Source organism: Hyphococcus sp., assembly GCF_965228385.1.
Taxonomy (GTDB): Bacteria; Pseudomonadota; Alphaproteobacteria; order Caulobacterales; family Parvularculaceae; genus Hyphococcus.
Genome location: NZ_OZ245810.1, coordinates 611,617 through 638,598, shown reverse-complemented (window position 1 = coordinate 638,598; position 26,982 = coordinate 611,617). Strand labels below are relative to the sequence as shown.

General features: G+C 52.1%; 28 protein-coding genes. 13 read left to right on the top strand and 15 right to left on the bottom strand.

Features of this window, described 5'->3' with window-relative positions; translation table 11 throughout:
* Positions 1 to 4 precede the first annotated feature (4 nt).
* Positions 5 to 658 carry a hypothetical protein gene (locus ACQK2Q_RS02860; RefSeq protein ID WP_425408245.1) on the bottom strand — a complete coding sequence of 218 codons (654 nt, stop codon included), beginning with the start codon at positions 656 to 658 and terminating at the stop codon, positions 5 to 7.
* A gap of 41 nt (positions 659 to 699) precedes the next feature.
* On the opposite strand from ACQK2Q_RS02860, the gene ACQK2Q_RS02855 reads away from it, so the two are divergent.
* Positions 700 to 1,314 carry a M23 family metallopeptidase gene (locus ACQK2Q_RS02855; RefSeq protein WP_425408244.1) on the top strand — a complete coding sequence of 205 codons (615 nt, stop codon included), beginning with the start codon at positions 700 to 702 and terminating at the stop codon, positions 1,312 to 1,314.
* Positions 1,315 to 1,338: 24 nt separating this feature from the next.
* Here ACQK2Q_RS02855 and ACQK2Q_RS02850 read toward each other — a convergent pair whose 3' ends face one another.
* From ACQK2Q_RS02850 to ACQK2Q_RS02840, 3 genes are all read right to left on the bottom strand, one after another.
* Positions 1,339 to 2,076 carry a PepSY domain-containing protein gene (locus tag ACQK2Q_RS02850; protein WP_425408243.1) on the bottom strand — a complete coding sequence of 246 codons (738 nt, stop codon included), beginning with the start codon at positions 2,074 to 2,076 and terminating at the stop codon, positions 1,339 to 1,341.
* 9 nt (positions 2,077 to 2,085) lie between these two features.
* The gene (locus ACQK2Q_RS02845; protein WP_425408242.1) at positions 2,086 to 2,883 is read right to left on the bottom strand and encodes a DUF4198 domain-containing protein; all 798 of its coding nucleotides are present in this window, start codon (positions 2,881 to 2,883) and stop codon (positions 2,086 to 2,088) included.
* 74 nt (positions 2,884 to 2,957) lie between these two features.
* Complete coding sequence (locus tag ACQK2Q_RS02840) at positions 2,958 to 3,227, bottom strand: metal-sensitive transcriptional regulator (RefSeq protein WP_425408241.1); 270 nt, start codon at positions 3,225 to 3,227, stop codon at positions 2,958 to 2,960.
* A gap of 67 nt (positions 3,228 to 3,294) precedes the next feature.
* On the opposite strand from ACQK2Q_RS02840, the gene ACQK2Q_RS02835 reads away from it, so the two are divergent.
* From ACQK2Q_RS02835 to ACQK2Q_RS02780, 12 genes are all read left to right on the top strand, one after another.
* Entirely contained in the window at positions 3,295 to 3,735 is a 441-nt protein-coding gene (locus ACQK2Q_RS02835) for a hypothetical protein (RefSeq protein WP_425408240.1), read from the top strand.
* Between the two features lie 167 nt (positions 3,736 to 3,902).
* Positions 3,903 to 4,424 carry a copper-binding protein gene (locus ACQK2Q_RS02830; RefSeq protein ID WP_425408239.1) on the top strand — a complete coding sequence of 174 codons (522 nt, stop codon included), beginning with the start codon at positions 3,903 to 3,905 and terminating at the stop codon, positions 4,422 to 4,424.
* Between the two features lie 68 nt (positions 4,425 to 4,492).
* Entirely contained in the window at positions 4,493 to 6,517 is a 2,025-nt protein-coding gene (locus ACQK2Q_RS02825) for a copper resistance system multicopper oxidase (RefSeq protein ID WP_425408238.1), read from the top strand.
* A complete protein-coding gene (locus ACQK2Q_RS02820) occupies positions 6,517 to 7,338 on the top strand; it encodes a copper resistance protein B (protein WP_425408237.1) in 822 nt (273 codons plus the stop codon). Before ACQK2Q_RS02825 ends, ACQK2Q_RS02820 begins: the two co-directional genes overlap by 1 nt.
* 13 nt (positions 7,339 to 7,351) lie before the next feature.
* Positions 7,352 to 8,410, top strand: coding sequence for a DUF2231 domain-containing protein (locus ACQK2Q_RS02815; protein WP_425408236.1), 1,059 nt, complete (start codon positions 7,352 to 7,354; stop codon positions 8,408 to 8,410).
* 88 nt (positions 8,411 to 8,498) lie between these two features.
* Positions 8,499 to 9,086 (top strand): DUF305 domain-containing protein, encoded by a 588-nt coding sequence (locus tag ACQK2Q_RS02810; protein WP_425408235.1) that lies wholly within the window; start codon positions 8,499 to 8,501, stop codon positions 9,084 to 9,086.
* A 49-nt stretch (positions 9,087 to 9,135) separates the two neighbouring features.
* Entirely contained in the window at positions 9,136 to 9,882 is a 747-nt protein-coding gene (locus ACQK2Q_RS02805) for a MauE/DoxX family redox-associated membrane protein (protein ID WP_425408234.1), read from the top strand.
* A gap of 24 nt (positions 9,883 to 9,906) precedes the next feature.
* Complete coding sequence (locus ACQK2Q_RS02800; protein WP_425408233.1) at positions 9,907 to 11,259, top strand: APC family permease; 1,353 nt, start codon at positions 9,907 to 9,909, stop codon at positions 11,257 to 11,259.
* A 211-nt stretch (positions 11,260 to 11,470) separates the two neighbouring features.
* Positions 11,471 to 11,632: a hypothetical protein gene (locus ACQK2Q_RS02795; RefSeq protein WP_425408232.1), complete on the top strand. Its 162-nt coding sequence runs from the start codon at positions 11,471 to 11,473 to the stop codon at positions 11,630 to 11,632.
* A 2-nt stretch (positions 11,633 to 11,634) separates the two neighbouring features.
* Complete coding sequence (locus ACQK2Q_RS02790) at positions 11,635 to 13,845, top strand: copper-transporting P-type ATPase (RefSeq protein ID WP_425408231.1); 2,211 nt, start codon at positions 11,635 to 11,637, stop codon at positions 13,843 to 13,845.
* Complete coding sequence (locus ACQK2Q_RS02785; RefSeq protein ID WP_425408230.1) at positions 13,842 to 14,519, top strand: class I SAM-dependent methyltransferase; 678 nt, start codon at positions 13,842 to 13,844, stop codon at positions 14,517 to 14,519. Before ACQK2Q_RS02790 ends, ACQK2Q_RS02785 begins: the two co-directional genes overlap by 4 nt.
* 433 nt (positions 14,520 to 14,952) lie before the next feature.
* Positions 14,953 to 17,880, top strand: coding sequence for a cold shock domain-containing protein (locus tag ACQK2Q_RS02780; protein ID WP_425408229.1), 2,928 nt, complete (start codon positions 14,953 to 14,955; stop codon positions 17,878 to 17,880).
* 14 nt (positions 17,881 to 17,894) lie between these two features.
* On the opposite strand, the gene ACQK2Q_RS02775 is transcribed toward ACQK2Q_RS02780, so the two are convergent.
* The 11 genes from ACQK2Q_RS02775 to ACQK2Q_RS02725 all read right to left on the bottom strand — a co-directional run bounded on the left by ACQK2Q_RS02775 (position 17,895) and on the right by ACQK2Q_RS02725 (position 26,974).
* Positions 17,895 to 18,743 (bottom strand): hypothetical protein, encoded by an 849-nt coding sequence (locus ACQK2Q_RS02775; protein ID WP_425408228.1) that lies wholly within the window; start codon positions 18,741 to 18,743, stop codon positions 17,895 to 17,897.
* Between the two features lie 77 nt (positions 18,744 to 18,820).
* Positions 18,821 to 20,149: a DNA cytosine methyltransferase gene (locus ACQK2Q_RS02770; RefSeq protein WP_425408227.1), complete on the bottom strand. Its 1,329-nt coding sequence runs from the start codon at positions 20,147 to 20,149 to the stop codon at positions 18,821 to 18,823.
* 7 nt (positions 20,150 to 20,156) lie between these two features.
* Complete coding sequence (locus tag ACQK2Q_RS02765; protein ID WP_425408226.1) at positions 20,157 to 20,564, bottom strand: very short patch repair endonuclease; 408 nt, start codon at positions 20,562 to 20,564, stop codon at positions 20,157 to 20,159.
* A 32-nt stretch (positions 20,565 to 20,596) separates the two neighbouring features.
* Positions 20,597 to 20,866 carry a hypothetical protein gene (locus ACQK2Q_RS02760; RefSeq protein WP_425408225.1) on the bottom strand — a complete coding sequence of 90 codons (270 nt, stop codon included), beginning with the start codon at positions 20,864 to 20,866 and terminating at the stop codon, positions 20,597 to 20,599.
* A gap of 163 nt (positions 20,867 to 21,029) precedes the next feature.
* Positions 21,030 to 22,124, bottom strand: coding sequence for a hypothetical protein (locus ACQK2Q_RS02755; RefSeq protein ID WP_425408224.1), 1,095 nt, complete (start codon positions 22,122 to 22,124; stop codon positions 21,030 to 21,032).
* 97 nt (positions 22,125 to 22,221) lie between these two features.
* Positions 22,222 to 22,572 carry a DUF736 family protein gene (locus ACQK2Q_RS02750; protein ID WP_425408223.1) on the bottom strand — a complete coding sequence of 117 codons (351 nt, stop codon included), beginning with the start codon at positions 22,570 to 22,572 and terminating at the stop codon, positions 22,222 to 22,224.
* Between the two features lie 159 nt (positions 22,573 to 22,731).
* The gene (locus tag ACQK2Q_RS02745; RefSeq protein WP_425408222.1) at positions 22,732 to 22,971 is read right to left on the bottom strand and encodes a helix-turn-helix transcriptional regulator; all 240 of its coding nucleotides are present in this window, start codon (positions 22,969 to 22,971) and stop codon (positions 22,732 to 22,734) included.
* 91 nt (positions 22,972 to 23,062) lie between these two features.
* Positions 23,063 to 23,872 carry a hypothetical protein gene (locus ACQK2Q_RS02740; RefSeq protein ID WP_425408221.1) on the bottom strand — a complete coding sequence of 270 codons (810 nt, stop codon included), beginning with the start codon at positions 23,870 to 23,872 and terminating at the stop codon, positions 23,063 to 23,065.
* On the bottom strand, positions 23,869 to 25,053 hold the full coding sequence (locus ACQK2Q_RS02735) for a tyrosine-type recombinase/integrase (protein ID WP_425408220.1): 1,185 nt from the start codon (positions 25,051 to 25,053) through the stop codon (positions 23,869 to 23,871). The genes ACQK2Q_RS02740 and ACQK2Q_RS02735 overlap by 4 nt, the downstream gene beginning before the upstream one ends.
* Positions 25,054 to 25,425: 372 nt before the next feature.
* Positions 25,426 to 26,286, bottom strand: coding sequence for a nucleotidyl transferase AbiEii/AbiGii toxin family protein (locus ACQK2Q_RS02730; protein ID WP_425408164.1), 861 nt, complete (start codon positions 26,284 to 26,286; stop codon positions 25,426 to 25,428).
* Positions 26,279 to 26,974, bottom strand: coding sequence for a type IV toxin-antitoxin system AbiEi family antitoxin domain-containing protein (locus ACQK2Q_RS02725; protein WP_425408140.1), 696 nt, complete (start codon positions 26,972 to 26,974; stop codon positions 26,279 to 26,281). Before ACQK2Q_RS02725 ends, ACQK2Q_RS02730 begins: the two co-directional genes overlap by 8 nt.
* Positions 26,975 to 26,982 lie beyond the last annotated feature (8 nt).

Sequence of the window (26,982 nt, the reverse complement as noted above, 5' to 3'; positions counted from 1 at the left end):
ATGCTCAGATTCGAGGAGGCGGCGGGTCTAAATGTGACGGTGTTGCAAGTCCAGGGTCAATTCGCGGGATTGCATATTGCACGAAGCGAAAAGCTGGTTCTTGATCTACCGAAACGGCGGGTACTGAATAAAAGCCCGGGCAGACAAGCGCGCAAGCGGCCAGACAGCCGGCGTCATGTGATTGTTGCGGCGCGCCATCCATATCCGCGCAATCGTCCGGAATCATGCCGGCCATTTTCATTGGCGCGTCATCTGACATCATTTCCGCCATCTCCATATCGGAACCCATGGAGACGCAGGATGCGAGCGCCGCCGCCGGAGCGACAGCCATCGACAGCATCAGGGTTATGAACAGCAGTAGCCGCATTAACTTGAATATTTGCCCGCCTAGACGGATTGTCAATCGGGCAGATAATGTATGCGCTGGCTGAATAAATTCTAAATAGGGCGACCCTTTGTAAAGTGTGCTTTGCAAAGTCAAGAGGTAAAAACCCCCTTGTTGTGGCTGCGCGCCGCGCGGGTCAACGGGCATGCGGCGCAGAATGGCAAACCCCTGCCGGCAGAAACGAGAGTAATTCGCAATTACGCTCACCCATATGTGAAAAATGAACGGGCAAAGAACGGCCTTCTGATGCGTCAGCCGCCTCAGGAATTCCATAGTCTTGATTGAAGATGTTGGCAGTCTGAAACGTATTTGGAATGCCTGATTACTCGTTTTACAGTTTTCGTTTGACCATACTGGCGGCGTTTTCTTTGAGCGCGTGCGCAACGCCTCCAACCGTCGGCGCTCCAAAATCCGATACGCCGATGGCCGCGAGCAAGTTCGCTTCAACGCTGCATCTTTGCAAAGGCGATCACATTGATAACGCACCGCCGACGGACAGCGGGCGCCACATAATCAATTATCGTCCTTTCGCAAATGTCACTGGCGTTTCACTGGCGCGCGCGCCGGTTCGGCGCGCCTGTTTCTCATCAGGGTTCGGCTTTCGCCATGATCGGCCGCGACGTCACAATGGAATTGATCTGTCCACGGGCCACCCTCACGAAGTGTACGCTGCTGGCGATGGCGTCGTCGAAGAAATCCGAAGCGCCGGCGGCTACGGCAAAATGCTTTTAATACGCCATAATAGCCGCGTTAAAACGCGTTACGCGCATCTTTCAACTTTCGCTTCTTCGATGCATGTCGGCCACGACCTGCGCCAGGGCGACGTTATCGGAAAAACGGGCAAAACCGGAAATGCGGAGGCGGTGATCCTGCATTATGAAATCATTGTCGACGGCGAGCCGCGAGATCCGATGGCGGTCGGATTCTGATTTCCGCCCAAATCGATGAAATGATCAGGCGTCTGCGGGCGCGGCCTTTTTCCTGTTGCGCCTCCATAGGGCGAAGCTCCGCCGCATTCTTATAATCAGCAAAATGAATCCGGATATCGAGACGAAAATAGCCATGCCGGCGGCGGTGATGAGCAACGGATGATTGAAATCGGCACCGTCGTCGTAGTCCATGACATGCAGTTTCCAAAAGAAGTCGAAAAGACGCCAGGTTTCTGAACGCCGTGCAGTCACTTCGCCTTTCAGCGGATCGATATATATTGTTGTTTTGTCGTCATCATCGAATTGAACGCGCCAGACGGGGCCGGATTTGTTGTACTCTGTCGGCGGCAATTCAACATAATCGGCAGATCGAATCTCTGCATCGCCATTGTAGTCGCGTTCGGCGATCGCGCGCGTTGTCGATTCATCAACAGGCGATAAAATCGCGCCGCTGCGGGCGTCAATAATTGCGAGCCCATCATCTTGCCTGACTATTCTCCAAACGGGATGACCCAACATCTCGCCAAGCGCTGCGGATTTCACAACAGAAACCTCGGCCGCCATTGTCACATCGCCAAGCGAAAGCAATTCTTCAACGTCAAACGGCTCAACCGGATGCTGCGCAATTTTGTGTTCGCCGCGCACGATTTCGATTGGAATGGCGCTCATAACAAAGCCGCCGGCGATCCAGAGGACGATCTGCAATCCCACAATCAACGCGATCCATTTGTGGACGCGTACTATCCACCTTTGAACGGTCATTCTTTGCGCCTATGGGAGCTGGTCAAGATCGACAGTCACGGTCGCATAATCGCTATGATAGACGCCGTCGGGTTCATCGGGCAGCGTGATCCAGACGGCCGATAACATGATGACGCCGGACAGCGCATCGGGCACAAGAATCTTGCCGTCTTCATCGGTCGCAACTAACGACATTTCTCCATCGAACGGAAAGATTGTTACTTGCTTGCCGGCGAGCGGTTCACCGTCAAGCAGCAATTGAAATGAACGGTCTGCCTTTGCGATGAACTCCAGCTTCTGACCGACCGGCGATGCGTGATTCTCAGCATCGTCGCACTTCTCGATGCAGAGAAATGTCTTTGCATGTTTGGCGTAGCTGCGCTGGAGCGGCGGCGAACCGGGCAATGCGTCAAACGCTTCACGGACCCCTTTTTCCGCCTTTATTTCGTCAAGGTAGAGTTCTACATCTTTAGGCGGAATCTCGCCTGCGCGCGGTTTGCTGCTGATGGCGACAACAGCGGTGCCTGATCGCGCGGCCGCAAACCGCATTGTCAGCGCAGTCTCGCCTTCTTCAAACGACACGTCTTTAATACCTTCTTCGCGGATTGAGGCCGAATAATACGCAATACGATCCTCAGCCGGCCCGCTTTCCATATTGGGAAAGGCAAGAGCGCTCGTCAGCGCAACGCTGACTGATTCCGCTTCCGGGTAGTTGAATTTATCCGGCAGCAGGAACGTCTGATGCGCGTGTGCGGAAACGCTCAGAATTGCGGTTGCTAAGGCGGCTCCCGGAATTAGAATTCGATTGCGCTGAATCTGACTTTTCATCTGACTTTTAGCTCGCCGCCTAAAATTAGATACTTTCACATTTCCCTCCCGTGGGACTGTCACTCTTTGCGCCTTTACCTTTTTGTTTTCTCAAATAAATCCACCAGTTCCGAAAACTTCTCTTGTTGCGCCTTGGCGCTGCCGGTCTTTATAGCCTCGGCAACGCAGTGATGGGCGTGGTTTTTAAGGATTTCGCTTTCCGCCCGTGATAACGCCGATTTGATCGCCTGCACCTGATGCAGGATGTCAATGCAATAGCGATCTTCCTCGACCATACGGGCGACGCCCCGAACCTGGCCCTCGATACGGTTCAAACGTTTGATGATGGCGGCTGAATCAGACATGAGCATCCGTTATTGACATATACCCTTTGGGGGTATAAATAGTCGCGTCAGAAAGGTTGGTCAAGGCGTGATCACTGGCGCATTAAAGTCTGCCCTCTTTGTGGCGTTGGCAATCCTGCTCAGCGCGGGACACAGTGTCTGCGCCGGCATGATCGCTGAATCAGCGCCCGTTGCGGAACACCAGCACAACGCTACTTCAGTTCACGATGATCATGCTCGCCATGGTGACGAGCATGGCGAACACATGCGCACCTCCAAAAAATCAGCGCCTTGTGGTCCTGATCAACACGATTGTCAGCACTGCAAAACGGCGCAGTTTTTCAAAGCATCAGTAAAAGCGGAGACAGCTGCTTCGTTCGCGCCGCCGCCAATCGAAAAAGCGGTTGGCGCCATAGTCGCCGCGCGGAACAGTAATATTTTTGCAGACAGAATTACTCGGTTCTCTAATTTGTGGCGCGGTCCGCCGAACGCGACCCCTGTTTCCCTGAAAATCCGGCTTCTGGTCTAGAAGTTTTATCTGCGCGTCCTCACTGTCGCGCACGTACGCCGGCCGTCTTGGCTGAGTCAGACGGCGGCGGTGTTTGGGTAACTGTCGCCAATTTTTATCGCGTCAGTCCCAACCTCAACCAACCAACCAATTAACAATGAATTCTGTTCGTGAAAGGAAAAACACCAATGTCGAAATTCGTAGTCGCCACTGCAGCAGCCATATTCGCAGGAGCGGCCCTGTCGCCTGCGTTCGCTGCAGAAGAGAAAACGCAAATGGACCATAGCTCCATGATGACAAGCATGGACCATTGCGGCCTGCCCATGGGTGAAGGCGTGATCAATGCGATGGACGTGCAGAAGTCGAAAATAAACGTCACCCACGAGCCAATTGAATCGCTCGGATGGCCGGAAATGAAGATGGACTTCGCCGTCTTAAGGCCGATCGATTTGAGCGCCTTTGCAACCGGCGAACGCGTTCATTTCCTGCTCAAAGCCGAAAAGGACAAATCCTATTCGATTGCAGCAATGTGCTCGCTCGACGTCGAGGATGGCGTACACGAGGCCTGCATGACGCACATGCATGACGTTGCGATGAAAGCCGCGGCCGATGAAGGCCGCTCCTGCGAAATGGAAGGCATGGGCGACATGCCGGGCATGGATCACTCCGCCCATGAAAAAAGCGAAGACGCGCACAAGGGACATCAATGAGCTTGCGAGCGGCCCGCGCTCTTAAGGCGGGCCGCCTTTTCGCACAATTGAAAAATGGAGATCACCCCGTGTTCACCAGAAGACGTTTTTTGGAATCAACATTTGCCGGGGGAGTCGCCGCCAACATTCCTGGACTGCTTCCCGCCTGGGCGAAAAGTGCTCATGCAGGCAACACGGGCATTTTTGAACAGGCGGGCAATTCGTTCGACCTCACCGTTGGGCACAGCGCCGTCAGTATCGGTGGTCGGTCTGGGCACGCCATTACGATCAACGGGACACTGCCGGGACCGCTCTTGCGCTTTCGCGAGGGCGAGGAACTTTCCCTGCGCGTCAAGAATACGCTGGACGAAGACACGTCGATTCACTGGCACGGGCTTCTTGTGCCGTTCTACATGGACGGCGTGCCGGGCGTTTCGTTTCCGGGGATCAAGGCGGGCGAAACTTTCGAGTACAAGTTCGCCCTGCCCCAGAGCGGCACCTACTGGTATCATTCCCATTCCGGCCTGCAGGAACAGTTGGGCCACTACGGCCCGCTGATCATCGATCCTGCGGGCTCTGATCCCGTTCAGTACGACCGCGAATATGTCTTGGTCCTGTCCGACTGGCTCTTCCAACACCCGCACAAGGTGTTCGCGAAGCTTAAAAAGAACAACGAGATTTATAATTTCCAAGAACGCACTTTCGCCGATTTCGTTCAGGACGCGGGCAAGAACGGGCTCGGCGCGACCATTGCCGACCGCTCCATGTGGGCGCAGATGCGCATGTCAGCCACCGACATTTCCGACGTCACCGGCGCTGTCTACACCTATTTGATCAACGGGCATTCGACCGCGGATAACTGGAGCGCCATTTATAATGTCGGCGAACGCGTTCGCTTGCGCATCATCAATGCGTCGGCGATGACGATCTTCAACTTCCGGATTCCCGGCCTGCCGATGACCGTCGTTGCAGCGGACGGGTTAAATGTTCAGCCCGTAGACACCGACGAATTCCAGATCGGCGTTGCAGAAACCTACGACGTCATTGTCGAGCCGAAACGCGAACGCGCCTTTCCGATTGTCGCTGAGGCAATCGATCGGTTCGGTCAGGCCGTGGCGACCCTAGCGCCATCGCCGGACATGCGGGCATCGGCGCCGCTCTTAAGAGAGCGGCCGATCCTGACCCACAAAGACATGGGCATGGCGGCGATGAGTCACGGATCCATGGGCGGTATGGATCACGGCTCGATGGGACACGGTACTGGGAGAGCTGCTTCGATGGATCACAGCGCCATGGACCATGGATCGATGGCCGACATGGAATCGCCGGCCGCGCCAAAGGCTGAAATGGCGAGCATGACCGGAATGTCCGGCATGTCCCATGACATGTTTGGCGACGCGATGCAGGAGCACAATCACAAGACCGGCTTCGGCGTCGATAATGTCGCCATGGCGCCGACCAACCGTCTCAATGAACCAGGTCTCGGCCTTGAAGATGTTCCGCACCGCGCGCTGACTTACGCGCAGTTAAAAAGCCTCGAAGCGAACCCGGACAAACGCAAACCCGGCCGGGAACTGGAAATTCATCTGACCGGCAACATGGAACGCTACATGTGGTCGTTCGACGGCGTAAAGTTTTCCCATGTGGTCGATCCGATCGTATTCCATGAAGGCGAACGGCTGCGCGTCACGCTCGTCAACGACACAATGATGACGCATCCGATTCATCTGCACGGCATGTTCTTCGATCTCGTCGTTGACGAAAGCGATCACAAGCCGCGCAAGCATACTGTCAACGTCAAACCCGGCGATAAGCTCTCTTTTGACGTCACAGCCGAGCATTTGGGTGATTGGGCGTTTCACTGTCACCTGCTCTTCCACATGCATGCCGGCATGATGCAGGTCGTCTCTGTCCGTCCACGCATGGCGATGAACGAACGCGACGATCACAAGGCGATGGATCATGACAGCATGGATCACGGCGACGGCGATCACCAGTCCATGGACCACAGGAAAATGAAGCATGACGCGTCAGATCATGGGTCGATGGACCATGAGAGCGGTGATGATACTGGCGCGGACCACTCGAAAATGAATCATGGAGGGAAACACTGATGTTCCGTTCCATGAAAAACTCTCTAGCGCTCATCTCAGCATTTGCGGTGACCATTGCCGGCGCACAGACCTATGCGCAGAGCGAAAACTCAAACGATTCCCAAAGCGGCTGGTCCGCTGCGGACGAGTATTGGGGCCCAGCGGAAATGGCGGCGGCGCGCCGCGCCGTTCAAAAGGAACATGGCGCGTCGAAAACGTACTTTGTTCAGGGCGACCGACTTGAGTATCGCAGCAATGAAGGCGAGCCCTTGTTCCTGTGGGACGCACAGGGCTGGTGGGGCGGCGACCGCAACAAACTGTGGCTTAAATCCGAAGGCGAATACGCCTTCGAGGAAGACGCCTTTGAAGAAGCGGAGGTTCAGGCGCTGTGGTCGCGCGCCTTCGCTCGCTACTTTGATATTCAGGCCGGCGTCCGTCACGACTTCTTACCAGGCGACGACCGCACGTTCGGCGTCCTCGGCGTGCAGGGCCTCGCGCCGTACTGGTTCGAAGTCGACGCCGCCCTTTTTGTAAGCGATGACGGCGACGTTTCGGCGCGGATAGAAGCTGAATATGAGCTGATGCTGACGCAGCGTCTTATCTTGCAACCGCGCACGGAACTGAACTTCGCAATTCAGGATGCCGCCGAATACGGCGTCGGCTCCGGACTTTCGACGGCCGAGCTTGGCGCGCGCCTGCGCTACGAAATCAAGCGCGAATTTGCGCCCTATATCGGCGTCGACTGGACGCGATCCGTTGGCGAGACCGCCGATTTCGTGCGCGCCGATGGCGGCGATCCGTCGAGCGTTTCGTTTGTCGCCGGTTTGAGACTTTGGTTTTAGGGAGGGACTTCAAATGGAAAACATTATTGAACCGAACATCCATCCAATACTTGTTCATTTCGCCTATGCGTTATCGATAACGGCGTTTATCTCTTATGTCTTGGCGTCGTTTACACCGTCAGGGAAATGGCGTGAAACGCTTCGCCCCGCAGCTGACTGGATGCTCGCTTTCGGCGCGCTAGCGATCATTGCAACTATCGCAGCTGGCTTTCAGGCGTATTTCACCGTCGCCCATGACGGGCCGTCTCACGCGGCGATGACAACGCACCGCAACTGGGCGGTGCCGTCCGGCGTCGCGATATTATTGCTCGCGCTCTGGCGTTGGACGTCGAGGACAAAGCCAGCGTCTGCGATATTTTTGACTTTTCTTGCCGCCGCCGCGTTGTCGCTGTCTGTCACCGCATGGTGGGGCGGAAAAATCGTTTACGGTTATGGCCTGGGCGTGAAAAGCATGCCGACCGTCACCGGCGAGGGCCATGACCATGAACACGCCCCAGGCCAGGGCCATGGCGATGAAGCAACAGCAGAATCGTCGGGAGATCATGACGACGGTCATGATCATGGGACGGCGGACGATCACGAATCCGGCGAAGCACATGAGCATGGCGAAGATGCTGCTGGGGCCCTGTCCACAGTTCCTTCGAGTGAGGAAAGCGCCGCGGCATTTGACGCTGAAAACTATCCGGCGTCGCCGGAAGCGGTAGTCGATGCGTATGGAGTTGCGTTGAGAACCAAAAACGAAGCCGCGATCCGAGCCCTGCTTGCACCTGATGTGATCATTGCCGAAGGCGGCGGCGCGGAACGCTCTGTCGACGACTATGCCGGCCATCACATGCCAGCCGACATGGAATTTACGGCGGCGGTCGAGTTTACCGTCAAAAAGCGCGACGTCATCGCCGAAGAAAACCTTGCGACCGTTATTTCGGAATCGCAGGTCCATGGAACCTTCCGTGGCGAGAACGTGCATTCTCGGATGATGGAAACCATGGTGCTGCGCCGCGACGATGATCGCTGGCGTATTGTGCACATTCACTGGTCTTCGGCGCCAATCACCGGCGATCACGAACACTGATCAGCTCGCGCCTGGAACGGGCGCGTCGTTGGCGTGTTCAACGCCTATACACCCAGGAGGTATGCCAACATATAAAGGAGTGTATCAAATGACAAAATCACCACAAACAACGCAAACTAAAGACAACAGCGGCGCCTATTGGCGTTTCGGCGCAATGATTGCGACGGCGATGGTCGTCATGTTCCTGTTCATGTACTTGAACAGCTACGCTTTTGAACACTTGCGTTGGAGCGAGACGCGCTTCTATATGACCTTCCTTATGGGCGCCTCCATGGCGGTCATCATGCTGAGTTTCATGCTCGGCATGTACAAAAACACGAAGATCAACATAGCGATCTATGCCGGCAGCGTGGCGGTGTTCGCGGCCGCCTTATGGCTTGTTCGAAGCCAGACGACGGTCGACGACAGTTCCTACATGCGCGCGATGATACCTCATCATTCAATCGCCGTTCTCACCAGCGAGCGGGCCAAGATCGAGGATGTGCGCGTGCGCGAACTCGCAGATGAAATCATCAAGGCGCAACGGCGCGAGATCAAGGAAATGGACTGGCTGATTAAAGATATCGTTGAAAACGGTCCGGCAATCAGTGAAGCACAGGCAAGCGCCCGTCCGGTTCCTGAATTTGTAGGCGAGCTTAATCCGAAGGAGGCTTCCGGCGACTCCGTCGCCGAATAAATATTCCTGAACACTCTCAATCGCATCAATGCGCGAAGAAGGTTTGATTATGCTCGACAAAACGAAGAAGCAAGCTGATCTCTATCGTATGGTCATGCCGGACCATCTGTGTCCTTACGGCCTCAAATCAAAGTGGCTGCTTGAGCGCAAAGGGTTCGAGGTCAACGACCATCACTTGAAAACGCGCGAGGAAACCGACGCGTTTCAGGAAAAGCACAATGTCGAGACGACGCCGCAGACCTTTATCAATGGCGAGAGGATCGGCGGCTATGATGATCTCCGCGATCGCTTCACCGGTTACGACAAGGACGCCGACGACAAGACCTACACGCCGGTCATCGTCATATTCGCGGTCTGCACCTTGATGGCGCTGGCGGTCAGCTGGTTCGTTTTCGGAACCATTTTTAATATTCGGACCATTGAATGGTTCGCCGCCTTTTCGATGACGGTGCTGGCGATCCAGAAACTGAAAGACGTCGAAAGTTTTTCGACTATGTTTCTAAATTACGACCTGCTCGCGCGCCAATGGGTTCCCTATGGTTATCTCTACGCGCTTGGCGAAGCGGCGGCGGGAATTTTGATGATCGCCGGCGGGATTTTCGGCGTGGTCGGCGCGCCGATTGCGTTGTTTATAGGGACGGTCGGCGCCGCCAGCGTTTTCACGGCGGTTTATATCGACAAGCGCGAACTCAAATGCGCTTGCGTCGGCGGCAATTCAAACGTCCCGCTCGGATTCGTGTCGCTGACCGAAAACCTCGTCATGATGGCGATGGGCGTCTGGATGCTTGTAAAATAGGCTTTGAACGATGCGAGGGGCAGCGTGAACCAAAACGACAACAGAAAAAGCCGATATTCACAAGGCAGCCTTTCTCTCTGGGGAACCGTCGCGATGGGAACAGGCGTCATGATCGGCGCCGGCATCTTCGCTCTCACCGGCCAAGTTGCTGAATATGCGGGCCCATGGTTTCCGGCCGCGTTTCTGATCGCCGCCATCATCAGCGCGTTCAGCGCCTACAGCTACATCAAGATGTCGAACAAATATCCGTCGGCGGGCGGGATCGCGATGATCTTGCACAAAGCCTACGGGCAATCGGCGGTCACCGGCGCCTGCGCGCTGCTGATGGCGTTTTCGATGGTCATCAACGAAAGCCTCGTCGCCCGGACGTTTGGAACCTATACGCTGCAACTTTTCGATGCCGGCGAAAATCAATGGCTCGTTCCCGCACTAGCCGTCGGTTTGATTGCGGCTGCATTTCTTATCAACCTCGCCGGGAACAAATATATCGGCGCTGTTTCGAAGATCACGGCGGTCTTGAAAGTCGGCGGCATCCTCGCATTCGCGGCGGCCGCTTTGTGGGCGTCCGGCTTTTCATTCGAAGCGGCGACGGCTCCAAATGCTGCCGGTTATTCGTTCACCGGATTTCTTGCCGGCGTCGCGCTCGCCATATTGGCGTACAAGGGTTTCACCACGATCACGAACAGCGGCGACGAAGTCAAAAACCCTGAACGCAATGTCGGCCGGGCGATTATGCGTTCTCTCGGCATATGCCTCGCTGTTTATATGGCGGTCGCTTTCGCCGTCGGTTCGTCGTTGACAATTGAAGAATTGGTCGCCGCCAAGGACTACGCCCTCGCCGAGGCGGCGCGTCCGGCGCTCGGGCGATATGGCGTCGTTTTTACGGTGGCAATCGCCATCATTGCGACGGCGTCCGGATTGCTGGCCAGCGTCTTTGCCGTCTCACGCATGCTCGCCATGCTGACGGAAATGAACCTGATCCCGCACAGCCATTTCGGCATGCCGGGGCGCATTCAGAAGCACACGCTTGTCTATACGGTCGTACTCGCCGCTTTCCTCGCCGTATTTTTCGATTTGAGCCGCATAGCCTCGCTGGGCGCCATCTTCTATCTCGTTATGGACATCGCCATTCACTGGGGCGTCTATCGGCATCTCCGGCACGACGTCGGGGCAACGGGGTGGATTCTCCTCAGCGCAATTGCGCTGGATGCGGTCGCGCTCGGTGCATTCCTGGCGATTAAATCGGCGGCCGACCCCTTGATCGTATTCATCGGTATTGCCGCGATCATCGTCATTTTTGCGTTCGAAAAGTTCTACTTGCGCGGACTCAGGGGCGAAGGCGGCGTCATGGCGACGCAACACCGACATGACGCTTGACTATACCCTATAGGGGTATTATGTATCTCTCATCATCAGCCGGGACGCCTTTGGCGACGGCTGGAATTCGACAGCGCCTTCCATTCAGCGGCGCTGCCGGCGAACAACGGAGGCACATCATGCGCATCGTTCCCGTCGGACACGCTCTGTCCATTTTTTCGTCATCACATTCGCCCTGTGCATCGCATGGGGACTTGTCACGCCGCCCGCCATGCATATGCATAACGCCTGGGAGATGATGATGCCGGGTTTTCACTGGCTTTCATTTCCGGCGTTCCTGATTGGCGTCATCTGGGCCTACGCCTATGGCTGGTACACAGCGATCGTCTTTGTGCCGCTCTTCAACTTTTTCAACAAGAAGGCCGTGAACTGATTATGGATAAACACGATCACCAGTGTTGCAAGACGTCCGGGGCGGCCGAAACTGCGCCTGGAAAATACGATAACATACCTAAAGGGTACACGGGTACGGTCTGGACCTGCCCGATGCACCCGCAGGTGCGCGAGACGTCGAACACCGGCTGCCCGATCTGCGGCATGGCGCTGGAGCCGGAGAGCATTTCTCTCGATACAGAAGAAGATACGTCAGAACTCGATTCCATGACCCGGCGCTTCTGGGTCGGCGCGGCTCTCAGCATCCCCCTCTTCATCTATGCGATGGGCGACCTCATTCCCGGTAAGCCATTTGAGGGATTGCTGCCCGGCGCCTGGCCGCAATGGCTGCAATTCACGCTGGCGACGCCCGTGGTTCTCTGGGGAGGCTGGCCGTTTTTCCTGCGCGGCACCCAGTCCATCCGCACCATGAATTTGAATATGTTCACGCTGATCGCCCTCGGCGTTGGCGTCGCGTACCTGTTCAGCGTCGTTGCAACTGTCGCGCCCGGCGTTTTCCCGGACGCTTTCCGCGGCATGCATGGACAAGTCGCCGTCTATTACGAGGCGGCCGCCGTTATCACCACACTCGTTTTACTCGGTCAGGTATTGGAATTGCGCGCCCGTAGCCAGACTTCCGGCGCAATTCGCGCGCTTCTGGAGCTGGCGCCGCCGACTGCGCATCGCATCAACAATGACGGCTCGGAGGAAGAGGTTTCTATCGACCAATTGCACGAAGGCGATCGCCTGCGCGTGCGTCCGGGCGAGAAGGTTCCGGTCGATGGCGAAATCACCGAGGGCAAAAGTTCAATCGATGAATCGATGGTCACTGGCGAGCCTATTCCGGTTGAAAAGAATGTCGGCGACGAGGTCACCGGAGGCACCGTCAACGGAACCGGCGGCTTCATCATGAAGGCGACGCGCGTGGGCGAAGACACGATGCTGTCGCAGATCGTCAAGATGGTGTCGGAAGCTCAGCGCAGCCGCGCGCCGATCCAGCGACTCGCCGACACGGTTTCCGCATGGTTCGTCCCGGCGGTCGTCGTCATCGCTATCATCACGTTTATTGTCTGGGGGCTCTTCGGTCCCGAGCCTGCTATGGCGTTCGCCATCGTCAACGCCGTTGCAGTACTGATCATTGCGTGTCCATGCGCGCTGGGACTCGCAACGCCGATGTCGATCATGGTTGGAACCGGCAAGGGCGCGCAGAATGGCATCCTTATCAAGAATGCCGAAGCGCTGGAGACATTCGAGAAAGTCGACACGATCGTCGTTGACAAAACCGGCACGCTGACAGAGGGGCGCCCGAAGCTTGTGCTGGTCGCGCCGCAGGCGCCATTAAACGAACTTGAACTCCTGACGCTCGCCGCCTCTGTTGAAAAAGGCAGTGAGCACCCGCTGGCGGCAGCGATCGTCGAGGGCGCTGAGGAACGCGGGGCCGAGGCGAAGAAAGCGACCGGATTTGCTTCGGTCACCGGCGAAGGCGTCGAAGCTGAAATCGATGGCCGCAAGGTGGCGCTGGGAAACGCGAAGATGATGAAACGCGTCGGCGCCTTCGAGGACAACATCGCTGCAGCCGCTGAAAAGCATCGGCGCGAAGCTCAGACAGTCATGTTTGTCGCTGTCGATGGAAATCCTGCTGGCCTCATCGGCGTCGCTGACCCCGTAAAGGAAACGACACCGGACGCCATCAAAGCGCTTCACGCCGCTGGCGTTAAAGTCGTCATGCTGACCGGCGACAGCCGCGCAACGGCGGAAGCCGTCGGCGCCAGGATCGGCATCGACGAAATCCATGCGGATGTTTCGCCCGAAGACAAAAACCGTATCGTACGCGAATTACAGGAGTCTGGAGCAAAAGTCGCCATGGCCGGCGACGGCATAAACGACGCCCCCGCCCTCGCCCAGGCCGATGTCGGCATCGCCATGGGAACCGGAACCGACGTCGCCATGGAAAGCGCTGGCGTGACGCTCGTCAAAGGCGATCTGCGCGGCGTCGCCCGCGCCCGTCGCCTCAGTCAGGCGACCATGCGAAACATTCGTCAGAATCTGTTTTTCGCCTTTATCTATAATACGCTCGGCGTGCCGGTGGCGGCCGGCGTTCTGTACCCGGTTTTTGGATTGCTCTTAAGTCCGATGATCGCGGCGGCGGCGATGAGTTTTTCGTCCGTGTCGGTCATCGGCAACGCATTGCGATTACGAGGACTAAAGCTGTGAGCAGCGCGACGAGAGACGGCCGAACTGATGCGCACACGCCACCGCTTGGCCATCGCGTACTGACGCCGCTTTACGATCTCGCCATTGCGGCGATGACGCGGGAAAAGACGTGGCGCCCGGCGCTGGTTAAAGCAATGGCCCCATCGCCCGGCGACCGCATTCTCGATATCGGTTCCGGCACGGGCAGTCTCGCTGTCGCGCTGCTCACCGCGTGCCCTCAAATCCGATATGTTGGCGTCGATCCCGACGCAGACGCTGTCCGGCAAGCACGCCAAAAGCTCGTTGGGCTAGAGGGTAACATTCGGTTCCACGAAGGATATTTCTCCGCAGGCGATGAATATTTCAGCGAGGCTCCGAACAAGATCGTATCGAGCCTTGTGCTCCATCAGGTTCCGCTCGCCGAAAAGCGGCGGATTATTACTCAAGCCGCAAAAGCCCTTGCACCGGGCGGTTCTCTCTTCATCGCCGATTATGGGCTGCAAAAAGGGTTTCAGCGAATGCTATTCCGCGGCACGGTCCAGGCGCTCGACGGCGTTGAAGACACCCAACCGAACGCCGAGGGAATAATCCCGAAATTACTGGAAAACACCGGATTTCTCTCCGTTGAAGAGATCGAGACGTTCGCGACCGCCACCGGCACAATTTCGATTTATTTCGCCTGCCCACGCCCGTGACGAGGAACCGGTCATCCACGATTTCTAATTGTCATCCATGATCGCGCTCGAGCCACGCAATCAACTATTCCTCGCTCTTCCAACCATGCGAAGCGTGATGCAAAACATTGATTTAATTGAATTTTTTTAGTTAGCTTGGAGAACCCATCTCTTGTAAGAGCGCCCTAAATTCTGCCTTCGGCGCCTGACATGAAGTTCGATATGCATTCACGAAGGGGAGCCATTTTTCCAAATAATTACAATCTATTATAGGCGGCCCGTTTCGGAAGGCTGCCTCACAGAATTTTTTTGGAAGCAATTTGGAAGCACTCAGCGGATGCTTTGCTCGGCATAAAAAGCATTCACCCAATCCCTCGTTATTCGTAAAACCAACTTAGCAGCCGAATCTGCTTGAGATGTATACTTTTAAAAACATCACTCGGGAGAGCTGACATTGCTAAACTTGGATGCCGCATACGAGGCGGCAAAAAAAATTGTCGATGATGCTTCAGGCAACATCGCTAAAATAAGAACTGAAGAAGATAGCAAGATTCAAATCATAACGCGCATCATTACCGAGAGTCTCGGCTGGAATTTTTCAGATATTTCCGCAGAAACACGGCACGATAACGGCTACTCAGATTACATTCTATCGGACAACGATAATCCCTCGATAATGATTGAAGCTAAACGGGTCGGAGGATTTAAAATAAAAACCACTGAAAAAGCTAAAGCCAAATACCTCAAACTTTCGGGTCCTAGCCTTACCGATGCGGCCAGTGGAATCGAACAAGCAGCACAATACGCCGCTCCAAATGGATTATCCTGCGCAGTCCTAACTGATGGCATCTCATGGATTTTCTTCAAGACTTTTGTTCCCAGAGAAAACTATAAACAGAAAGAAGCCGTAGTCTTTCCTAGCCTAGAATCCTTGCTCGCAGATTTTTCCCTTTTTTATGATTTGCTTGCAAAAAGCCAAGTCCAAAAGAAGCTCTACAATATAATCTTTGATCAAATCCATAATCGCAGAGTGGCAATCGCTCGCAGCCTAACCGCCCCAATTACCGAAGCTGACGTAAAGTTAGTAAAAAAGTCCGAGCTTGCCTTCGATCTCGAAAAAGTTTTCGCAAGTTTTTTTGATCGCCTAACAGGCACCAATGACGAAGATTTGCTAGTAGAGTGTTTTGTAGAAACGCGCGAAAGTCGTATTGCGGATTTTTCTCTCGAGAAGATGACAGCGAACGTCCTCGGAAACATATCGCCTAGAGAAAAAGAGATTGATCAAGAACTAGCTATTCTTATCGAGTCCAGCGTTGAAGTTGAGAGTGACACAACAGTCTTTATAGTTGGCCCTACGGGAGCTGGTAAATCGACCTTCCTAGAACGGTTTTTCAAAAAAACGCTTTCGCCTTCAATACGTAACCAATGCATAGTTGTGCGTGTAAATTGCCTCGATTCAAGCGGGAGAGACGACACCGTTTTAAAGTGGCTTACGGAACAGTTAATCGAAAAAATAGAAGCTCTTTTATACGAGGATGGTGCCCCTTCATGGGAACAGCTTAGAGCACTGTATCATTCAGACTACATACGCCAAAGCAAGGGCACGGGTGCTGAATTATACAAACGAAACAAGAGGGAGTTTCAGGAGAAATTTGGGGAATATCTCCACGGGCTGGTAGAAAAGGACCGTGAAGGTTATCTCAGACGTTTAATCGCCGATATTGTGAGCAATCGAAAGAAGCTCCCAATCTTTATTATAGATAACACGGATGAATTTTTGCCAGAATTCAAAAAAGCAATATTTCAATTCGCACAATCAATTAGACGAAACGCAAAACACTGCATGCTGCTTTTTCCGGTCACAGATAAATCTGCGTGGGCGTTCTCAAAGACAGATATATATGGAATTTACCAATCCAAGTCATTCTTTTTGCCAACCCCGCCGCCTAGAGAAGTGTTCCGTAAACGGATAGACTTTTTGAAAAAAAAGCTAGCACCTGAAATTGGTGAGGCGGAAAAAAGAAACTACTTCACGCAAAAAGGCATCAAAGTTTCGATTGCGAATCTTGAGAAATTTGCTGGGGTAATCGAGAACGTATTTGTTGATCATGACTACGCCGCCTCCACAGTTGGACGCCTTGCCAATTATAACATGAGGCGCACTCTGCAACTTTCGCAGCGAGTTATTACCTCATCTGTATTTAACATCGAAGATCTTATCAGCTCATACATTAGCGGGACCGCAATTGCGCCAAACTATGCAAAATTCATGAATGCTCTGTTGAAGGGCGACTACAATTTTTACAAGCAGGGCGACCAGCACGAAGTTTATCCGCTTTTTCAACGAAGCTCCGAATTTGTCCACTCTCCGCTTTTGGCTTTAAGTATTTTATCGCTATTAGACACCGTTCAAAAACACGGAAAAAATATAGAACAAAAACACGAAACGGCCCAATCTGTAATTGATTATTTTGAAGCAATGGGATGCGCGGAGGTTGCTTGTGAAAAAACCCTTCTCGCGCTTATCGAAGCCAATTTAATTGAGCCTTACGACCAATCAATACGAGACCTGAGTCATGGACAGCGCTTGGCAATCTCGTTCAGCGGGTGGATGCATCTGCAACTGGCTTTAGGGAATGAAATATTTATCGAGCAGATGGCGTTAATTACTGCTCTAGAAAATGCAGATATGGCCGCGAGAATAAGAGGGCTGGTGTTCGCAAGGGGACCGTATCTCGAACGCGCGAACGAGATGAGAAAATTATTCATCAATGAAATACTCGCCGAAGACAAAGCATTGCTTATTATTCCAGATAGTGTCGAGCATTTTGAAAATCAGAGAGCAATTAGGAAGCAATTGGGACGATTTAACAGTAACACGGAAACAACATCAGGCTCGAATGAGAAAAAAGATGGCGACGCACTAACCATAGATGCCCATGGCGTTGTGGCGACAGTGGACTGGTTCGACAAAGAAAAAGGCTATGGATTTGTATTTGTAGATGGAATAGACGGGGGCATTTTCTTACACGCAGAAAAACTGAACGCTATCGGCTTAACGGAAGTGGCGGATGGCGACGACATCTTATGCGACATCGAGAAGACATCGAAAGGAATTAGTGTTGCTGTTGTGCACGAAATTGAAACCGACCCCCAAAATATCGAAGTAGCGGCATGTCAAATCACGCGCCTTTTCCCAGAAAGGGGGTATGGATTTGTCTCTATAGAAGACTCAGAACGTGATGCCTTCTTCCACTATTCGCTTTTCACTGCAGCCGAAAAAGAAAAGCTAGTAACAGGGAGGAAGATTAAAGCAGAGATAGGTGCCGACAAAGACGGCAAAGGGGATCAGGTTAGGCGGATTTTAGAGTGGCCCCAATAACCGAGCAAAAATTATCATATTTTAGGAAGCTCCGGCTGAAACCTGAACTTCAATGAATGTACGCGCTCACCTAGAACGATCTTTCCATCCTCTGTAATATCGGATCGCCTTATTACACCTAAATGCAGCGCTATGATCTCTCCCTTGGAAAATCGTTTTAAGATAGTTGGGATACAAAATTGAAAAGCCTCGTCAGATAGCACTGCAAGCGCTTGCTGCTCAATTTGCTCGGATATTATTGGGTCGCCAATTTTCACCTCAACCGTTATCGCACCCACTTCCAACCCCTGGCTCGTGTGCATGATGGCCTGATATACTGCGTCGATATCAGTGTATCTAAGCTTTACATTATTTTGCAGATGTTCAACTTCCTGCAAGCCCCACTGCACAGCCGTTGGCGACGTAGCAAATAGCTGCTCCACAAGAAATAACTTCACTGCAAGTTGCGCAAGAGACGGTTCATCTACGCGCAAAATTTCTCTTGTCGCTATCGGCAAACTCAAGGTTTGAGCGACATGCTCCAATTCTTCGCCTGTCGGCAAAAAATCGTCTGGAAACGGCTCCTCCCCTTTCGGCAAAGCGACAAACTCAAAACATTGACCGGCGCCAGTACGCTGACGTGCAGTATAGCCCGCTTTTCTTATACTCTCTGGCCAATTCTCGTTACGCCTTGGAGAACGGAGATAATCTTTTATAAAGTTTGCAGGGTTTTTATCTGAAAGCGATATTTTGCCGTCAGCTCGTAAAGCTCTTATAGCTTTCGAGACAACCTCCAATTCGACCATAGCTTCGGTTAGCCGCTTATCGGACTTATCCCAGCGTTCAAAAAATATCTTCTCAAAAACAAGGTTCTTTTCGGTCACAAACCGCACTCCCTAAGGAGCCGTATGCCCTGAGTCGAATAATTGCCTCAATGCGGACGAACAACGAAGTTGAAGCTTCACAAAACGGCTAGTCTTTCGGCTTCAATATCTGCCTGTTTACGCTTTTTTGCCCCACTTTTCTTATTTCGCTGCCCGATGGGATTATCGACCCCCCAGAAAGTAGCGGCTTCGGCTACGCTCATTCTCAACAAAGCGGTATCCCCTAGCGCAACACTTCTCTCAGAAGTACGGGGTTTGTAACCCATCGCCGCCGCAATTTCCGATGCTACAGCGCGCGCCAGAAACGGGGGGACGGAATTTCCTATTTGCCTAGCCCCATGCCATTTGGTTTCATGGAATCGAAACCAGTCTGGAAAACTGTGGAGACGGGCCATTTCACGCACAGTAACGCAACGCGCAAATCGATAATGTATCGGCCTAGGACTCGTGAACGCCCCGCGCGCTGAGTCGGTTCCTGCACGTAGTGTATTGCTCACCCCGGATTTTGCTAGCTTAAAAAACCGAGAAACAGGCTCAACCGAGCCCGGCTCGGTCTCTACAAATCGGCGGCGAGAAATTTCCGTATGATCGGTGCGAGAACTCGATGTTAGGGTCGTGGGATTCCATTCACGCGGATGACCAAACGCCCAACTATCGTTCTCTAAACAACGAAGCCGACGCGCATAAGAAGACGGCTTCCCCCATTGCCTTGTTTGAACCTCATCCACGTTGCATAAAGCTGCAAAAGATTCGGCGTCGGGCAGGTCCGCAAGCGCGTCATAGCATGTAGGACCTTCCGGCAGTTCTTTTCCAGTTGAACCAGCCGCTCGCGTGATCGGCTTTGGATAAGCCGGCAATTTCTTTCCTTTTAAAGCTCCAATAAGTATGAGCCTTTGACGATCTTGTGGCACTCCGAACTCAACAGCATTCAGAACGCGCCAAGGCATTTGGACGGTGTATCCAATCTGCTCAAAAGCCCCAATTATCTCATCTAAAAACTTCTTATGCTTGCCGACCGTTAGCCCCTTTACGTTCTCAAATAAGAAGTAACTCGGTTTTAATTCGTCAACTATTCTCACAAACTCTTTCACAAGCGAGTTTCTAGGATCGTCGAGAGCCCTTTGGCCAATTAGAGAAAACCCCTGACATGGCGCGCCCCCACACACCACATCGATTTCCCCTTTAGCCAATCCCATTCTTTTCAAAATTTCTGAGCCCGACAATTCGGAAATCGAAACCGGAAAAATTTCGCACTCAGGAAAATTGAACTTATGGACGGCGGCATGGACCGGATCGAGCTCCACTGCAGCACTCACATCAAATCCAGCCTGTTCAAAGCCAAGACTCAGCCCACCGGCACCGGCAAAAAGGTCAAGAACCTTTGGACGACTAGCCTTTCTCACCATGAATCCCTCACTCCCCGAGGAATGCTAAGATTCTCGGCCACAGCAAATCCCAATCCTTTAGTTCACATTGCCAGACCACCATAACCGTCCAGCCTAGCGACTTAAGTTCTTGAATTGTTCTCATATCTCGATCACGATTACCAGCAATTTTTTTTTGCCAATAATCGAGTCGACTCTTAGGCAACTTTCCCCATTTACAGCTGTGACCATGCCAAAAACAGCCATGGACAAGAATCACCTTTCGTCGAGACGGAAAGACGATATTCGGTCGGCCGGGCAAATCTTTGCGGTGCAGGCGATAACGATACCCGTGCTTATGTAATCGTCGGCGAAGACGCAGTTCGGCAGAGGTATTCTTTTGCTTTACCGAAGCCATAATTTGGCTTCGCTTTTTCTTGTCCACGTGGTCAACCATTTCTATTGCACCTAGCGTCGGTCTTCCCTTGTTCAAATTTTTCTTAACGGTTCGGCAATGCAAAGCTTACCAGACAATATCATCGTTTCTCCACGCCGGATCATTACCTGAAAATCGCCGCCTCCATATTCATCACGCAGATCGTCCAATAGCTCCGGATATGGAACGCACTTGATGAGCGCGGGACGAAGCGGCTTTCCATTATCAATTCGATAAACATAGCATCGATCTTGTTCCGTAGCGTTATCAGTCAGGTTGAAGAACTTTGTCGTGAGTTCGTGATCTTCGAATATGTCGCGCATGATAGTTATCCGCCGGGTTAGCGTTGGTACGAGCCTGTGTAGCGCCCTGTGTTTATATCTGTGTCGGCCCCTGTGTTGTTGTCTGTGTTTACCCCTGTGTTGAGAACTGTAGGTGACGACACAGGCGCTTTTTAAACGAGCCAGCGCCCTACCGTAAGCATCCCTATATTTTATATTGCGCCGCAAACTCGGCGCGGCGCTTTACATATCTCTCCCTAAATGCGGCCGACTTCGAATAGTCTTCAGTCAGAAGCGAAATACGATCCCGTGCAAACCGAGAGAAATCTTGAGAATCTATGCCTTCGCATGCTGCAGATGAAAGTAACAAGCCGACCAATTGTTTATCCAAGCCGTCTGAATATTCCTGCCGCAACTTACGTAGCAACGCATCGGAAACTCCAGTAGTTTTCTGATTGAAAGTCAGTTTACTAACTTCAGAAACGACCTCTATCCAAATGGGATCAAGCGGCCAACGCGTGCGATTATCGTCGCGCTGGGGTAATTTGAGTTTGAAGCTTTGTGCAAGGCGCTGATAAATTGGACTGACTTCTTTAGCGAAGGAATCCCAAGTGCGAGGTTTAATTTGCTTATCGAGAAACTGCTTTCCCGCGCGCAACTCGAAACGCCAGATTTTTAACTCAGAAAACTCATTAACTACCAATCCAAGTCTTTGACGCGCAAAATCAAAATAAAATTGTTTCCATAGTGAGTCATTCTTTTCCGAAACCGCTCCCGACTTGTCATATACGCATAATTGCTTACCCGGCAAGCGCCCAATCCTCGCATAGGTGTATTCATCACCAATGCGTATCCGTTCAATATACTCCGAAACTTTAGAGCGAGAATGGAAAACGAAATTACCAGTATTAAGATGAAAGTCACCTAAGAGCATATCTACGGCATAATCTGCACGTGAAACGCGTACATCTATGCTTTCAAATTTACATCCTATTGTTAGAAGGAAACCATCGGCTTCCTCTTTCATTTTTAGCGGCCCTTTGATGGCTAGGCCGTGTGCGCGAAATTTGACATGAACAGACCACGGACTTTTCGTCGTTGCTTCTCTAAACTTCCAGATTAAGCCAAATGGTCCGGTGTGAGCGCGAAAAGCATATCCACCCTGCCCGCCTGACGGCTCGATAAATAATTCAAACCCGTTGAACCTAATCAGCGTTGCGCGATTTTCTGATTTGGCTGAGGCTTGGGCTTCTCCGAGCGCGGTCAGGAATCCGCCCGGCAATGCGGTACGATACGACAATTCCAGTGTATCGAATCCTGAATGAATGATAGGGAGACCTGTCATAGCGCGTAAAGTAAGTGCAGAGGGGGGTGGTACATGGACCCCCCTCCGACTCTTATTCGTTGTCTTGCCGCGCGCGCGACCAACGGACGGTCCATTCGCCCGGCTCGTCTTCAAACAGCGCAAAATCTAGCGGTTTTTCGAAGCTTGGGTCTTCAATCCGGCAAGAGATCATCGTCTTACCGGCATTAGGTCCGTGCTTGATTGTTTTTTCCCAGCCCGAGCCAACACAGACATACTCTCGTCCTTGCGGACGAAGGTATATCTTATGAGTTGGGTAAGAGCTATCGAGTTCGTCGTTATCACGCGCCACTCGGATGGGATAGGCAAACGCCAAGCTAGTCAGCGTGCCCTGTATATCTTCGGCAGAGTCGTTTTCCGACTTGCCAACATTCTTGAGGGTCATGTAAGCTCTCCATTGTTACAAGATTGATTTCACTGCGCTCCGCGCAGGCACCCAAGAATTTTGTGGGTATGAACGGAGAGATGTTGACGCATCTCTCCGTTCTTTTATGGAAGATACCCACAAAAGCTCGACGACAGGGTGAGTTTCGTCGAGAAAAACTCACTCATCCTCGTCGTCAAAATCCTCATCATCGAAATCTTCTTCGATGTAGTCTTGCGACGTATTATTCTGCCTACGATCATCGATAAACTCATTAAGGTCATCGAGACGATAGCGGATCGCCTTGGAGCCCATTTTCACGTAGTCAGGTCCGCCGCCGCGACACCTCCAATTGGACAGCGTACGCGGCGAAACTCCGAGGACGTCGGCAGCTTCGGATTCAGTAAGAAGTTGAGTCATTGAAGTGAGTCCTTTGCAAGGTGACCTCGCATTGCCTTTGAGCAACGCTAGAAACACATCTTGTCATCGGTGGCCCGCATTCACGAGCAAATTAAAGGACAGACTTCTGGACCATCGCTATAGGAATTCTGTCTTTTCGATTAGCCAGGTGTTTAGCTAGGGCTTCATACTCTTTGATGGCTATCAAGCGCTGAAATTCATTATCTTCAATTAGATGATTCCGGGCATACTCGATGGGTGTCCGCAACGAATAGCGAGCCTCTACACCAATTTGCGAAAGGCATTCTTCGGCAAATCGTCCGAATTCAGACGTAATTATCACCCCGCCCGTGACATTTTCTTTTGTTACAGTAATTTTCTTAAGAGCGCTCTCCGTCCAAAATATTCCCGTGCACACTGACCAGACTTTTAGCGCGTTATTGTCACTCTTTCTGAATGGTGTCGGCGGTTTAATTTTCTTTGCGGCCTCCCCCACATGAGAAATAGAAGTCAGCAGTGCTTTAAAATTTCTCCCGTCGAAAATTAGATTACGCACATTTTTCAACATTTCCTTTTGTGTGTCGTTTAGACCCGACACGTCTATCCTATCTAATAGGAATGAAAAGCCCATTGTCACGGATTGAAAATTTTTTCCGTCATCTAAGTCTCTTATTACTGGCTCCAGTTTTTCGAGTACTTGTTTGGCTGCTTTCACGTCGGGTTGGAGAATTCCTTGTTCAGCGGTTCTAAAGTAGTTTTCTGCGGCACTCTCCAATGCGTTCCACAGAGTGTTATTAAAGTTCTCGATTTCTTTTGGTACATCAGGAAAATATGCTTGCTGCAAATGAATGATAAACGACTCCTCGTAACGAAGCTTAAATAGCGGCGGATCGTGACGAGCAGCTTCCAAAAGCGTCATCATTTTACTACTCGCAAACGGCTTCCCCTTTGAGAATTTGCCACCATAATCGCGTCCAAAGCCGAAGCAACTTCGTCAGCGGCCCGTCGGGCCGGTGCATCTGCTAAATGTGCATATCGCAAGGTTGTTTGGTATTGCGTGTGGCCTAAGAGCTGTCCGACCATGACAAGTGACATTCCTCCTTCGATAGCTTTCGATGCATAAGTGTGTCTGAGGTCGTGAATTCGCACATCTTCCAATTCAGCTTTCTTACGAATACGCCGCCAAGGTTTTCTAAGGTAGGCAATAGCTTCGCCTTCAATTGCACCTTGAAAAACGTAAGAGTTGTCCGGGGAACGCGGTAATGAGTCGAGTAGGGACTTTGCAGCCATCGGCAATGGAATTGACCGTTTCCCCGTCTTTGTATCCGGCAACTCAAGATGTGTTGGAGTCACATAATCCCACTTTAGATATTGAATTTCGGAACAGCGGCAGCCTGTCAGTATTAACATTCGAAAGACCGCTGCAACGAAAGGAGATTCTTCGCCGCTCGCCTCAACCTCATTTAAGACTTTTGAGAGACGCGATAGTTCTTCGTTGGATAAGAATCGTTCTTTCCGCTGCTCTTTGTATTTTTGAACCAGCCTGCATGGATTAGAACCTTCCGCTCGGTAGCCCCATAACTCCGCGAGATTGAACAGTTTCGATAAAACACTCAGAATGCGATTTCCCTGATATGGCCGCATTCGATATTTGCGATGCAATGAGATTATATCATCTCGGATGACATCGCTTACCTTCATTGCGCCTAATGCCGGTTTGATCCCAGAGCGGATAATGGATTGATACCCACGCGCAGTGGCAGGCTTTAGGCGTGCCGATACATGTTCCTCATGAAATCGGTCACACAACTGCGAAACTGTCGGGGTAAGTCTCCTCTTGCGCCTTGCTTCCGCCGGATCATTCCCGGTCGCAACCTCGCCCAATAATTCGCGAGCTTTGAGTCGTGCTTGATCAGGGGTCACCTGCCCCATGACGCCGATTTTAGCCCGGCGGGTCCGTCCGCCTGAACGATATTGCACGAAGAATGTCTTCCGTCCTTTAGGCGATATTCTCAAACCAAAGCCTCTAAGCTCGCTATCCCAGACGAGCCTTTCGGCTTCTGCCGCCTTAATGGCATCGACCCGGACTTTCGTGAGCTTCATCGCCAATGTCTCCGAAACAGGCCCCAAAATTTGGAAGCAAATTGGAAGCAGATTTGCGTGAATCACAGCGCATATCTGCGCATGTCAGCGAACATCATTACTGAGATATTGTCAAATTAAACAACGTCTTAGAGTAGCGTAGCGTTGATCAGCGCTCTACAGAGTTGACCCAAAATTTTTTCTGTTAATCAGCGGGTCACTGGTTCGAGTCCAGTTCGGGGAGCCATCATCTACCGCTAATAAATTCAATATGTTACGGGCAATTTTATCCGCGACCCCAATTTGATTCTCGAACTTCTTCGCATCCGTCTTTTTCCGTTGGCCAGGTTAAATTCGCCATCATTTGAATGGTCGATCGAGAACACATCCGATTCACGACGGAAGCGCGTTTATAATCTTGTCCAACTTGGATTCGAAAAACCGGCTGCTCCAAAGCTTTAGAGATTCCGCTTCTGCGGGGCGCAAGAAACGAATGACATCTTTTTTGGCCTCGCCCCAAACAATTGACTGAATGCGTTTGGTCATTTCAGTTTCGAGCCATTCTACATTCACGGCGAGTGTTTCATCGTCCGCCCAAGGGCCGAATTGACGTAGAGCAGCTTCTAAGTGCGGCAAATTCGGAAAGATTCCTTGCGCGACATACCAGGAGAAATCGTACCAATCGCGCCCCTTCAAATACTCCCGACACAGCAGTGCATGAAGTTTCAATGCAAAATTCGATGCCAAATCTTGATGTCGAATCTCAAAATCAACCGGAAAATCAAGATAGGTGAATTCATCATTCGAATGCGCGGGCGGGTGAACATCAACCTCCAGTTTGACCTTCAAGGTTTTCCGCGAATCTCTTTTGCCAAATGACAAATCCAGCTGATTAACGATCGAGTTATCCTTGATGACCGCGTTCCGGATACGCTTGTCCATTTGCTCCTTGGAAATCGCTTCGGGCTGCAGGCCATATTCTTCAAATGTCTGCGTAAGAACCTTTAGAAAAGGCGCCCAGTCGAATTTCGGATTAGGCGCCAACAACATGAAATCCAGGTCTTCAGAAAATCGCGGCAGCTTGTGCAGAATGCGCAAGCTGGTGCCGCCCTGAAAAACAGCAAGTTCAAAAAACTTTGCACGCCAGAGCCCATAGAGCGCGATCTCCTGGATGATCTCCTTGGTCGCATTCTCAGCTTCCACATCATTGGCAGGTTTGTAACCGGCTAATCGGGCGTGAATAATCTCATTCATGACTATGTTCTTTTCCGCTTGTACGCATTGCTTTTTTCAATGCGCGGACCTCCTGTTCGAGCCGGGATAAAAATTCGTTGACGACTTTGTGTTTGTAAACGCCTTTTAAAGCCGAGAAGTCTTTCAAACGAGTATGAAGTAGATGCGCTTTGCTAATCCGCATTCCAGTATCAAGCCACGCAATACCTTCCCATTCCTGTTTCCGAAAGGCGACCAAATCCATGAGCGCCCGCAGCGGTGACGCTACGAGCATCGCTTGATCGCTGATGACATGTCTTTGAACCCCCGCAAGGAAACCCGATTTGTGAAGCGCTAACGGATTGAATTCGAAACGGCCAAGGTTGGGATGGTCGATCACTTGGGATTTTCGGCCCGGCGTCACACTAACGGTCGTATAAACGGCTTCTGGAATCCAGCCATGAAAGGCGAGAGCCGTTTCCATGGAAACATAACTGCCTGTGACCAGCGCCTGAGCGAGTGCAAACGGATGGAGAGGATGCTCGCGGTATTGCTCTGCTAGTACATAAAGGCTGCGTTTGATGCGAATGAGCGCCCTCGACTGCAAGGCGCGCTTTACCTGGCCATAGCGCCGGTCATCGCTACCGCCTAGAATGCGCCCAATTTGCTGATCGTTCAGGATACGATCAGCGTATCCGGCGCTCGTAATCTGCGAAATCAGTCCGCTCATAAATTTCC